The sequence below is a fragment of the Apibacter sp. wkB309 genome (assembly GCF_002964915.1).
GTDB lineage: Bacteria > Bacteroidota > Bacteroidia > Flavobacteriales > Weeksellaceae > Apibacter.
Map to the genome: position 1 here is coordinate 80,928 of NZ_PSZL01000005.1, position 12,990 is coordinate 93,917.

General features: G+C 35.1%; 10 protein-coding genes. All 10 read right to left on the minus strand.

Annotated elements, in window-relative coordinates; translation table 11 throughout:
* Positions 1–28: 28 nt before the first annotated feature.
* The 10 genes from ilvC to C4S75_RS04700 all read right to left on the minus strand — a co-directional run bounded on the left by ilvC (position 29) and on the right by C4S75_RS04700 (position 12,891).
* Positions 29–1,075, minus strand: a complete 1,047-nt coding sequence (gene ilvC, locus C4S75_RS04655; protein WP_105297162.1) for a ketol-acid reductoisomerase — start codon at positions 1,073–1,075, stop codon at positions 29–31.
* Positions 1,076–1,088: 13 nt separating this feature from the next.
* On the minus strand, positions 1,089–1,643 hold the full coding sequence (gene ilvN, locus C4S75_RS04660) for an acetolactate synthase small subunit (RefSeq protein ID WP_105297163.1): 555 nt from the start codon (positions 1,641–1,643) through the stop codon (positions 1,089–1,091).
* Between the two features lie 8 nt (positions 1,644–1,651).
* Positions 1,652–2,323, minus strand: a complete 672-nt coding sequence (locus C4S75_RS04665) for a class I SAM-dependent methyltransferase (protein WP_105297164.1) — start codon at positions 2,321–2,323, stop codon at positions 1,652–1,654.
* A gap of 9 nt (positions 2,324–2,332) precedes the next feature.
* Entirely contained in the window at positions 2,333–4,039 is a 1,707-nt protein-coding gene (ilvB, locus tag C4S75_RS04670) for a biosynthetic-type acetolactate synthase large subunit (protein ID WP_105297165.1), read from the minus strand.
* A 26-nt stretch (positions 4,040–4,065) separates the two neighbouring features.
* The gene (gene ilvD / locus C4S75_RS04675) at positions 4,066–5,895 is read right to left on the minus strand and encodes a dihydroxy-acid dehydratase (protein WP_105297166.1); all 1,830 of its coding nucleotides are present in this window, start codon (positions 5,893–5,895) and stop codon (positions 4,066–4,068) included.
* Positions 5,896–6,480: 585 nt separating this feature from the next.
* Complete coding sequence (leuB, locus tag C4S75_RS04680) at positions 6,481–7,551, minus strand: 3-isopropylmalate dehydrogenase (protein ID WP_105297167.1); 1,071 nt, start codon at positions 7,549–7,551, stop codon at positions 6,481–6,483.
* Positions 7,552–7,761: 210 nt separating this feature from the next.
* Positions 7,762–9,273, minus strand: coding sequence for an alpha-isopropylmalate synthase regulatory domain-containing protein (locus tag C4S75_RS04685; protein WP_105297168.1), 1,512 nt, complete (start codon positions 9,271–9,273; stop codon positions 7,762–7,764).
* A gap of 81 nt (positions 9,274–9,354) precedes the next feature.
* Positions 9,355–9,951 (minus strand): 3-isopropylmalate dehydratase small subunit, encoded by a 597-nt coding sequence (gene leuD / locus C4S75_RS04690; protein ID WP_105297169.1) that lies wholly within the window; start codon positions 9,949–9,951, stop codon positions 9,355–9,357.
* A gap of 17 nt (positions 9,952–9,968) precedes the next feature.
* Positions 9,969–11,363, minus strand: a complete 1,395-nt coding sequence (gene leuC, locus C4S75_RS04695) for a 3-isopropylmalate dehydratase large subunit (protein WP_105297170.1) — start codon at positions 11,361–11,363, stop codon at positions 9,969–9,971.
* A gap of 37 nt (positions 11,364–11,400) precedes the next feature.
* The gene (locus C4S75_RS04700; protein WP_105297171.1) at positions 11,401–12,891 is read right to left on the minus strand and encodes a 2-isopropylmalate synthase; all 1,491 of its coding nucleotides are present in this window, start codon (positions 12,889–12,891) and stop codon (positions 11,401–11,403) included.
* Between the last annotated feature and the right edge of the window lie 99 nt (positions 12,892–12,990).

Consider the following 12,990-nt stretch of genomic DNA (forward strand, 5'->3'; position numbering starts at 1 on the left):
TGCATATTCCTTTTTTATATAATACTAATTAATTATTTTCCGGTCGTAATTCTCTAACAACAGCTCCGGCCTTCCACATTTCGCTTTCACGAAGAGCCTTAAGTTCTTCTTCCAATTTTTCGCGATAATCAGGCTTAGAGTTGGTGTCGATTGATCTTTGTGCTTCATTTCCTGAAGCTACTTCTGCATATAATTTAGCAAATACAGGTTTAGTGGCATCATGAAAAGGAGTCATCCAATCTAATGCACCTCTTTGTGCAGTAGTAGAACAGTTTGCATACATCCAGTCCATACCTTTTTCAGCAAAAAGAGGCATTAAAGATTGTGTAAGTTCTTCTACTGTTTCATTGAAAGCTTCAGATGGAGTATGTCCGTTTTCACGTAACACTTCATATTGAGCTAATAAAATTCCTTGAATAGCACCCATTAAAGTACCTCTTTCTCCTGTTAGATCAGAATAAACTTCACGTTTAAAGTCAGTTTCAAATAAATACCCTGAGCCAACACCAATACCTAAAGCGATAGTTCTGTCTTTAGCTTTACCGGTAGCATCCTGGAAAATTGCATAACTGGAGTTTAACCCTCTTCCTTCCAAGAACATACGTCTAAGGCTGGTTCCTGATCCTTTAGGTGCAACTAAAATTACATCAATATCTTTAGGAGGTATAATTCCGGTGCGGTCGTTAAAAGTAATACCGAAACCATGAGAAAAATATAAAGCTTTACCGGCTGTTAAATGAGGTTTTAATTTAGGCCAAACTTCAATTTGAGCGGCATCTGACAATAAATATTGAATAATAGTTCCTTTTGATGCTGCTTCTTCTATATCAAATAAAGTTTCACCCGGAACCCAACCGTCTGCAATAGCCTTATCCCAAGTTTTACCTCCTTTACGTTGTCCAACGATTACATTGAAGCCGTTATCTCTTAAATTTAATGCTTGTCCGGGACCTTGTACTCCATATCCAATAACAGCAATGGTTTCATCTTTTAATGTTTCCCTAGCTTTTTCTAAAGGAAACTCATCACGAGTAATTACATTTTCAATTACTCCACCAAAATTCATTTGTGCCATCTTGTTAGTATTTTTAATTTTTTATTAAAGATTCTTTTATTTTTAATTCACTTAACATATCACTTAAGCGTTCTATTTTTGAAGTATTTACAGCTATTCTTCCGGAACGAATAAATTGCAATACTTTAATATTTTCACTCAATTCTTGAAACAAAGCTTGCGTATCGGTGTAATGCCCTGTTTTTTGAATGACAACACAAATCTCGTTAATTTCAAGTATCTGAGCATTATATTTTCTAATTAAATTTTCCACCGAACCTATTTTTAAAAATTCAGGAGTGGGTAATTTATACAAAGCAATTTCCTGATGAATTAATTCATCATCGGTATTATAGTAAGATTTCAACACATCTACGCATTTGTCGATTTGTTTTACTACTTTTTCAATCATTTCTTTATCACAAAGTACCGTAATTGTAAATTTATGTATACCTTCAATAGCTGACGGCGATACCGATAAAGTTTCAATATTTAAAAATCTTCTGGTAAAAACACTGGTTACTTGACCTAAAAGTCCTACAGTGTTTTCAGAAAATATAGTTACAGTATATAACGTTTTATTTTTCATGGTTATTTCTACTTTTTAGCATATAAAACAGCAAAGTCATAATATTTATAAAGACAATCAACATGTTTAAAGCCTGCATCTTTCAGCCATTTTAATTGGGAAAGTATGGGACTTCTTTTGTCTAATTTAATTCTTTCATACGAAGCATTAATTTCATCAGCGGTAAGTCCGCTGTTTTCAATTTGATATCTCCAACGGGTATCATAAAATTTTGAAAAATAATCATCTTCACCGCAAACTTGCTCTGCATTTATAAATGTTCCCTCTTCTTTAAGATAAGAAAAAATGGAATTATATAGTTTAATTTTATCCGAGTCTTCCAAGTGATGAATAGCCAATGAGGACACGACGGCATCAAATGGTTGTGTCGATGTATATTTGGTAAAATCTTGTCGAATTATATGGATACAGGTATTAGTTTCAAACCTATTTTTAGCGACCTCTAACATTTTTTCTGACAGATCAACCAAAGTAATTTGAGCATTTGGATATTTTTGAAGAACAAATTCGGATAATAATCCGGTACCGGCCCCTAAATCTAGAATTTTAGGAGAAGATGATGAAAGGTTTATATTTTCAACCGCTATTTTATAAAAATCTTGAAAACAGGGAATTAATTTTCTTCGTTGTTTATCGTATTGTTGAGCGACAGAATTAAATTGAGTTTCAATAGTTTCCATAACATAGATTTATATTTGGTTAGTTTCTCCTAATAAAATGTTAGTTACACACGAACCTGCCGGAATCATCGGATATACCATACCCTGTATTTCAACCTGAACATCTAACAAGTAAGATCCCTTATGATTAATCATTTCTTCAATTGCCTGATCCAGCTCTTCTCTTTTGCTTATGGTTTTAGATTTAATATTATAGGCTTTAGCAATAGCTTCAAAATTCGGGTTTTTCATAAGAGTTTCAGAATATCTTTTGTCAAAAAACAATTCTTGCCATTGACGCACCATACCTAGAAAATGGTTGTTTAATATGATAATTTTTACATCAATGTCATATTGCATGATCGTTCCCAATTCTTGAATGGTCATTTGAATTCCGCCATCGCCCACAAATAAACAAACGGTTCGATCAGGAGCACCAATTTTTGCACCAATGGCAGCCGGCAAACCAAATCCCATTGTACCAAGTCCTCCGGAAGTAATAACACTTCGGCTTTGTTTATATTTAAAATACCGAACGCCCATCATTTGGTTTTGTCCAACATCGGTAACTAAAATACCTTCATGATGGGTAGCTTCAGATACTTTTCTTACTACTTCTCCCATCTTTAAGCTTCCGGATTCAGGATACAATTCTTTTTCAATTACAGCATCGTATTCTTTTTCGTAATATTCTTTAAAACTGTCTAACCATTCGGTGTGTTTATTTTCGTTTACTAATTTGGTTACCTCAGCTAAAGTTGCTTTAGCATCACCTAAAACTTTTACATGAGTTTTAACATTTTTATCAATTTCGGAAGGATCAATATCAAAATGAATAATTTTTGCCTGTTTAGCATACGTTTTTAAATCACCGGTTACCCGATCATCAAATCGCATACCTATAGCTATTAAAACATCGCATTCATTAGTTTTCACATTTGGGGCAACATTACCATGCATACCTAAAAGTCCCACATTTAAAGGGTGGTCAGTAGGAATGGCCGATAAACCTAACATCGTGGATGCGGCGGGAATATCAGCTTTTTCCAAAAACTTTTTAAGTTCTTCTTCCGCTCCGCTTAAGATAACTCCTTGACCGATTAATGCCAACGGTTTTTTAGCTTCATTAATAAGTTTGGCTGCTTCACGGATTTCTTCCGGTTTTAAATCCGGAATGGGTTGATAACTTCTTATAAAATTGATTTTTGCGGGGGCATATTCGATTTGTCCTTGCAAAGCATCTTTGGTTATGTCTAAAACTACCGGACCTTTACGACCATTACTGGCTATATAAAAAGCTCTGGCTACAGCCCAGGGAATATCTTCTGCATTTCGTATCTGATACGTCCATTTGCTGATCGGCTTAGTTATCCCTACTACATCAGCTTCTTGAAAAGCATCACTTCCCAGTAAACCGGAAAATACTTGTCCCGAAATTACTACCAGGGGAGTACTGTCAATCATGGCATCTGCTATCCCGGTTACAGTGTTAGTGGCACCCGGACCGGAAGTTACCAAAACGATTCCGGGTTTGCCTTTTGCACGGGCATAGCCTTGTGCAGCATGAGCCGCAGCCTGTTCATGACGTACAAGAATATGATTGATTTTATCTTTATAATCGTATAAAGCATCGAATACCGGCATAATAGCGCCTCCCGGATATCCGAATATGGTATCTACCCCTTCTTTAAGCAAGGATTGTATTAAAGCCTCACTTCCTGAAATATTAGTATTCATAGTCTTTATTCTTATTGTTTAGTCATTTATTTTATTATTCTTACTGCACCTAAATCAGCAGAGCTAACCATACTAGCATAAGCCTTTAAAGCTTTCGAAATTTTTCGATCTCTTTGCGGTTTAAATGCATTTGATCCTTTGGAAATTTCTTGTTCTCTTCGGAATTTCAATTCTTCATCGGATATTTTAACATTAATGGTTCGATTAGGAATATCGATTTCTATGATATCTCCGTCTTCAACCAAACCAATGGCTCCTCCAGCTGCAGCTTCGGGCGAAACGTGCCCTATAGATAAACCGGAAGTTCCTCCAGAAAATCTACCATCTGTAATTAAGGCGCATTCTTTTCCTAAGTGCTTAGATTTTATGTATGAAGTAGGATAGAGCATTTCTTGCATGCCGGGTCCCCCTTTAGGTCCTTCATAAGTAATAATTACTACATCACCTGATTGAACTTTTCCCGATAAAATCCCTTCACAAGCGGCATCTTGAGATTGAAATACTTTGGCAGTTCCTGTAAACTTAAATATACTTTCGTCCACACCTGCTGTTTTAACTACACAACCGTTTAGAGCTATGTTTCCTTTTAATATAGCTAAACCACCATCTTTAGTATAGGCATGATTCCAATCTCGAATACATCCTTCGGAACGATCGGTATCCAGAGTAGAATAGGTTGAATTTTGCGATCCCATTACTAAATTAAATTTATTCCCCGGTGCCGATTGGTATAAATCTAATGCTTCTTTAGTAGGGTTTGATTTAGTAATATCGTATACATCTATTGCTTCTTTTAAAGTATAACCATCGATACGGTGGGTAGATGTATCTATTAAATCAGCTTTAGCCAATTCTCCTAAAATACCCATAATTCCTCCCGCTCTATTTACATCTTGTATATGATATTTAGTTGTATTAGGAGCAACTTTACAAAGACATGGTGTTTTTCTTGATAATGCATCAATATCATCCATAGTGAAATCTACTTCAGCTTCATTGGCGATAGCTAATAAATGAAGAATAGTGTTTGTTGAACCACCCATTGCTATATCTAGCGCCATTGAATTTAAAAAAGCTTGTTTAGTTGCAATATTTCTAGGTAAAACCGATTCGTCTCCCTCTTGATAATATCTATAAGCGTTTTTAACAATTAGGGCGGCTGCATCCTTAAATAATTTTTTTCTGTTTGCGTGAGTGGCTACTATAGTTCCATTTCCGGGAAGTGCTAATCCTATTGCTTCGTTTAAACAATTCATAGAATTTGCCGTAAACATGCCGGAACATGATCCGCAAGTTGGACAGGCAGATCGTTCAATGGCATTCACCTCTTTATCTGAAACCGTTGAGTCTGCAGATTTAATCATAGCATCGATTAAATCTAAATGTTGATTATTTAATTCTCCGGCTTCCATAGGACCTCCGGAAACAAATATAGTCGGTATGTTAAGGCGCATGGAGGCCATTAGCATACCCGGAGTAATTTTATCACAGTTACTTATGCAAATCATGGCATCTGCTTTATGCGCATTTACCATATATTCAACACTATCGGCAATTAAGTCTCTGGAAGGAAGAGAATATAACATTCCATCGTGTCCCATGGCTATTCCGTCGTCTATGGCAATGGTATTGAATTCGGCAGCAAAACAGCCTAAAGCTTCTATTTCTGATTTTACAAATTGACCTATTTGATGCAAGTGCACGTGTCCGGGTACAAATTGGGTAAAAGAATTTACAATTGCGATTAAAGGCTTCCCCATTTGTTCCTCGCGCATACCGTTAGCTCTCCATAGAGCTCTGGCTCCAGCCATTCTTCGACCATGTGTACTGGTGTGACTTCTTAACTGGTATTTCATTATTTTAGTTTATTTTATTTTTTATAAAATTTAAGCCCTTTCCTTAATAAGAGAAAGGGCTTATGAATATTTTTAATAACTACAATTGATTTTACGTATATCCCTTTCTCTGATTAATATATATTGACCAGAACGAGAAGAAGTAATAGTATGTAGTTATGTTGATACATTGGTTTTAAGTATAAATTTTATAATAATGGGACAAAATTAAGATTGTTTTTTGTTATGTCCAAATATTATTTGTAAATAAAATAATATTTGATGAAATTAAATTATAATTTAATGTTAAAAACATAAATTAAAGTTTGCTATTTATATTGTATTGATTTATTCAATGATGATTTTTTTTGTATTTTGGATATACTCTGAAATTTATGAATCTTTTTATAATAATTAATTAAAAAACAAGTAACCTAAATAATTTTATTTATCTAATTAGTAATGTAAAAAGGTAATTTATTAATTGAAAAAGAAAGTTATTCTTTTAAGTAGAATTTCTTTTGCTTATAATTAGATTTTAAAGTTTTATAAATCAAATAAGAAATAAAAGGACCTCATTATATGAAAGCCCTTTTATTAACTAAACTATGAATTTTTAATATATTCTACAATCCAATTACCAACTTCAGAAGTTGAATAAGCTTTACCATCGAATGCGATATCCTCAGTAACTATTTTTTGTTCCATTGAAGCATCCACCGCTTTTCTGATTAGTGCTCCTTCTTCTTTTAAATCAAAAGCATATTCAAACATTAATGCCGCAGAAAGTATGGTAGCTAGTGGATTTGCTATATTTTTTCCGGCAGCTTGCGGGTAGGAACCATGTATAGGTTCAAAAACGGAAGTATGAATACCGATTGAGGCAGAAGGTAACATTCCTAAAGATCCGGTTATAACGGAAGCTTCATCAGTAAGGATATCTCCGAAAAGATTTTCTGTAACTAAAACATCAAAACGCTTAGGCCATTGAATAATCTGCATCGCAGCATTATCTACAAACATATATTCAGTTTCGATATCGGGAAATTCTTTTTCAATTTCTTGAGATACCTGTCTCCATAAACGAGAAGAGCAAAGTACATTTGCTTTATCAACTATAGTCAGTTTTTTATTTCTTTGTCCTGCTAGTTTATAAGCTAGCCTAACAATTCTTTCAATTTCTTCTCTGGTATATACACAAGTGTCGTAAGCGGTATTACCATCTTCACTTCTTCCTTGAGGACGACCAAAATATAAACCTCCGGTTAATTCTCTTACGCACATAAAATCTGCACCATCCACAAGATCAGGACGAAGCGGAGATTTATGTAATAAGGATGGAAAGGTATTTATCGGACGAAGGTTTGCGTATAACCCAAGCTCTTTTCTCATTTTTAATAGACCTTGTTCCGGACGAACTTTAGCAGATGGATTGTTGTCATATTTAGGATCTCCGATAGCTCCAAATAAGACGGCATCAGAATCCATACATAAATCATGGGTTTCCTGAGGGTATGGATTTCCGGTTTTGTCTATAGCTATTGCTCCTACTAAAGCTTCTTTATAAGTAAGCTCATGATTAAATTTTGCGCATATAGCTTTAGTTACTTCTAAGGCTTGAGTTATGATTTCAGGGCCTATCCCGTCTCCGGGTAATACGGCTATATTTAATTTCATTTTATATATTCTTTATATTTATATTCTTTATTTGTTATGCATTTTTAAACCTTATACCGGTTTAGGTTTAAAAAATTTTCATCTTACCTGAATTTTAAGCGTTAGTACATTTTAGTTTGGAAATAATTTCCGCATCAAAATTATATAAACGATTAAAATTTTTTAAATTAAATAAGTTGAAAACCTGATTTACTTAAATAATTACCAATTTTAATGAAGGTTTTCAATTATATTCAGCATTTTTTCAGTCGCTTTTATTGCAGCTTCTGTTTGGTCAGCATCCAGTCCTCTGGTTTTAAATTCGTAATCATTTAACTTCCAAGATATGACCGTTTGTACAAGCGCGTCCGTTTGTCCCCCGGGTGGAATAATTACTTTATAGTTAGTAAGGATAGGTTTAGCCTTGTTCAATTTTTCATAAATGAGACTGATAGCTTCAGAGAATGCATCATATTGTCCATCACCTGAAGCTGTTTGTTCATACATTTTTCCGTCAATTTCCATACGGATGGATGCTGTTGGATGCAAACCTTTACTTAAAACTAAAGCATAAGAAAGTATTTTTACTTTCTTTTCATTTTCATTAGTATTTAAAACATCCGAAATGATGAATGGGAGGTCTTCTTGTGTAATAATTTCTTTTCTGTCTCCTAATTCAATAACTCGGTTGGTTACTTTAACCATATCTTTTTCATCCAATTCGATTCCTAAAGCTTCAATATTTTTTTTAATATTAGCTTTTCCGGATAATTTACCCAGGGCATATTCTCGAACTCTACCGAATCGATCCGGGTGTAAATCATTGTAATACAAATTGTTTTTGTTGTCCCCGTCGGCATGTATTCCGGCTGTTTGGGTAAAAACATTTTCTCCGATTACCGGTTGATTGGATGAAATATTTAGTCCTGAGTAGGTTTCTACCACACGACTTACTTTATTTAACATATATTCTTTTACGGAAGTCTTTATCTTCATCTGATCATGGAGAACAGCAATTACACTGGGTAATGGAGCGTTTCCTGCTCTTTCTCCTAATCCGTTCATGGTAACATGAATTCCTTGAATTCCGGAATCTACTGCGGCCATTACATTGGCAACAGCCAAATCATAATCATTATGTGCATGAAAATCAAAGTGAATATTCGGGTAACGATGAACTATTTCCGTACAAAAAAGTTTTGTGTTAAGGGGGTTAAGAATTCCTAAAGTATCAGGAAGCATAAAACGTTGGATAGGAAGGTCTTTCAATTGATCTATCATAAAAAAAACATAGTCTTTTGAATGAATCATACCATTAGACCAATCTTCCAAATATATGTTCACCGAAATCCCCATGGATTCAGCAAGTGAAATATCATGCTTGATATCTTTTACATGTTGTTCGGGTGTTTTACGTAATTGTTCTGTTACGTGTTTAAGAGACCCTTTGGTTAATAAATTGATTGTTTTGCAACCGGTTCTTTTTATCCAATCTAAAGACACCCCTTTGTCAACAAATCCTAATATTTCTAACTTATCTAAGTGTCCGGCGTTCTCTGCCCAAGAGGCTATTTTCTGAACAGTTAAAAATTCTCCTTCAGAAACTTTAGCAGAAGCAATTTCCAATCTATTTAATCCCATATCTATGAGTAGACGGGCAACGCTTAGCTTTTCCTGCATGGAAAATGAAACCCCGGAAGTTTGCTCTCCATCGCGGAGAGTGGTATCCATAATTTCTATCATACTATTGTTTTTATTAATGATACGTGATAGACCCAATGGGACCTTTACTTAGAAAAATGAGATGATAATTTTTTATCTAATTTAGTATTGAAAAACACGGTTTTTTTCATATTCTTCAATTTTATCTTTTTTAGATAATAAGTAATCTATATCATCAAGCCCTTGAAGAAGGCACTCTTTTTTATAAGAGTTAATGTCAAAAATTTCCGTTTTTCCCGTCTTATTATTGGTGATTGTTTGCTTTTCCAGATCAATTGTAATAGTATTGTTAGGATCAGAATGTACATTTTCGAAAAGATCCGATAAAAATTCGGGACTTACTACTACCGGAAGTAATCCGTTATTAAGGGAATTATTTTTAAAAATATCAGCAAAATAGCTGGAAACTACTGCACGGAAGCCATATCCGGATACTGCCCAAGCAGCATGTTCTCTACTGGAACCGCTACCGAAATTCTTTCCTGCAACTAATATGTTACCGCTGTATGTTGAATTATTCAATACAAAATCCGGTTTTGGATTTCCATTTTTATCATATCTCCAATCAGCGAATAAATTATCTCCAAAACCTTCTTTATTAGTAGCTTTTAAGAAACGTGCGGGTATGATTTGGTCTGTATCCACATTTTCAATTGGTAGTGGAACATAGGTTGATGTTATCGTTTTAAATTTTTCCATTTTGTTTTTTTAGAGGATTAGTTTAGTTTTCTAGGATCGGTTATTTTTCCGGTTACAGCAGCAGCAGCAGCTACCAAAGGGCTAGCCAAAATTGTTCTGGCTCCGGGACCTTGTCTTCCTTCAAAGTTTCGGTTAGTGGTGGAAACGGCATATTTTCCGGCCGGAACTTTATCATCGTTCATAGCAAGACAAGCAGAACAACCGGGTTGACGAATTTCGAATCCTGCTTCTTCTAATATTTTATATAATCCTTCGTCGATAAGTTGTTGAGCTACACGATGACTTCCGGGAACTAACCAAGCGGTTACATTTTCTGCTTTTTTCTTGCCTTTTACAAAATTTGCAAAGGTTCTAAAATCTTCAATTCTTCCGTTGGTACAACTTCCAATAAATACATAGTCAATAGGTTTTCCTTCCATTTTTTCTCCCGGATTAAAGCCCATGTAATCCAATGATTTTTTGAAAGATATTTTACCGGTTTCATCCAATCCGTCTAAAGTAGGTATGGATCCGGTTATAGATACTCCCATACCCGGGTTAGTACCGTAGGTAACCATAGGTTCAATCTTAGTAGCGTCAAAAGTATATTCTTTATCGAATTGGGCTCCTTCGTCGGTTTTCAACGTTTTCCAGTATTCTACTGCTTCCTTCCATTTATCTCCTTTAGGAGCAAAGTCTTTACCTTTAAGATATTCAAATGTAGTTTCATCCGGTGCAATTAATCCGCCTCGTGCACCCATTTCAATACTTAAATTACAAAGAGTCATACGTTGTTCCATATTTAGATTTCGAATAGCTTCTCCTGCATATTCAACAAAATAACCGGTAGCTCCTCCAGTGGTAAGGGTTGATATCATATATAATGCTAAATCCTTAGCCGTTACTCCTTCACTTAGGGCTCCGTTAAAATTAATTCTCATTGTTTTGGGTCTGCTTTGAAGAATACATTGAGTGGCCAAAACCATTTCAACCTCACTGGTTCCGATTCCAAATGCAATAGCTCCGAAGGCACCGTGTGTAGAAGTGTGACTATCTCCACAAACGATGGTCATTCCCGGTTGGGTATAGCCGTTTTCAGGACCAATAATGTGAACCACTCCGTTTCTCTCATTTCCAAGAGCATAAAGGGTAAGACCAAATTCTTCCGCATTTTTAGAAAGAGTATCTAATTGTTTTTTGGATACAGGATCTTTTACCGGTTGATCTTGATTACAAGTGGGTGTATTGTGGTCGGCAGTTAACGTTGTTTGAGAGGGCCTAAAAACTTTTAATCCTCTTTCTCTTAGTCCGTTAAAGGCTTGGGGGCTGGTTACTTCATGGCAAAAATGCCTATCTATATATAATTGGGTGGGCCCATCTTGTATAGACGTAACCGTATGAGCATCCCAAATTTTGTCAAAAAGTGTTTTCATGGTATATTCTCTTTTTTAATTGGTTTTGTATATAGTGTTAAACGGTGAATTTATTTATTGCATCAAGATAAGCCTCAACGGAAGCAGTTACAATGTCGGTATTTGCTGAAAATCCGTAATAATTTTTACCCTTATATTCAACTTGCATGTGAACTTTTCCTAAGTCGTCACTTCCTTTGTTTATAGCCTGAATTAAAAACTCATGAATAGTCATTTGTTTTTTAAGGATGTCTCTTACGGTGTTAATTGCTGCATCTACAGGTCCGTTTCCGAAAGAAGTGGAAGTGAATTTTTCACCGGCTATATTTAGGGTAACAATTGCAGCATTTTTAATTCCTTTTCCGGAAGTAACTTGTAAGTAATCGAGTTTTATACGGTTGCTTTCATTAGGTTCTTTTCCTACTAATATTAAAAGATCATCGTCATTAATATCTTTCTTTTTATCAGCAAGTTCTAAAAATCGTTCGTAAATATTGGCTAATTCATTCGCTTCTACTTTAATTCCTAGTAAGTTCAGTCTGCTTTTAAGGGCATGACGACCACTACGGGCGGTAAGCACTATAGCATTGTCATCTATCCCAACTTCTTTAGGATCAATGATTTCGTAAGTTGAGAGATTTTTTAATACTCCGTCTTGATGAATTCCGGAAGAATGGGCAAAAGCATTTCTACCTACTATTGCTTTATTAGGTTGAACAGGCATATTCATTAAGCTGGAAACCATTTTGCTTACCGGGTATATTTTCTTTGTATTAATATTTGTGTCAATAGATAATTCTTTATGACTTTTTATAGCCATAACAACTTCTTCAAGTGATGTATTTCCTGCTCTCTCACCAATTCCGTTAATGGTTACCTCCACTTGTCTGGCGCCATTGATAACTCCCATAAGTGAGTTGGCTGTTGCCATTCCTAAATCTTGATGGCAATGAGTAGATAAGATGGCATTTTTCATATCTACATGGTCAATTAAGTATTTTATTTTTTCGCCATATTCTGTAGGTAGACAATATCCTGTAGTATCAGGGATATTGATAACTGTTGCTCCTGCATTTACAACTGCCTGGACCACTTGGGCTAAGTATTCATTGTCAGTTCTTCCCGCATCTTCAGCATAGAACTCAACATCTTCAACGAATTTTTTTGCATATGCAGTTGCGGCAACGGCTCTTTTTATGATTTCTTCTCTGGTAGAGTTAAATTTATATTTTATGTGGAAATCAGAAGTTCCGATTCCTGTATGTATTCTTTTTTTCTTGGCATATTTGAGAGCATCGGCAGCTACTTCTATATCTTTTTCTACAGCACGGGTTAGAGCGCAGATGGTAGGGTTTGTTACAGCTTTGGAAATAGCTTCTACAGAAGTGAAATCTCCCGGACTTGAAATGGGAAAACCGGCTTCTATAACATCCACCCCTAATTCTTCTAGTGCTTTAGCAATTTCAATTTTTTCAATTGTATTTAATTGACACCCCGGGACCTGTTCTCCATCCCTTAAAGTAGTGTCGAAAATGAATAATTTATCCATCCTTGGTATCGTTTTCTTTTTGTGATTAAAAAACATTAAAAAGCCTTTCTCCTTAGAGTGAGAAAGGCTTTTTATATTTTGTATAATTTACAACACAAG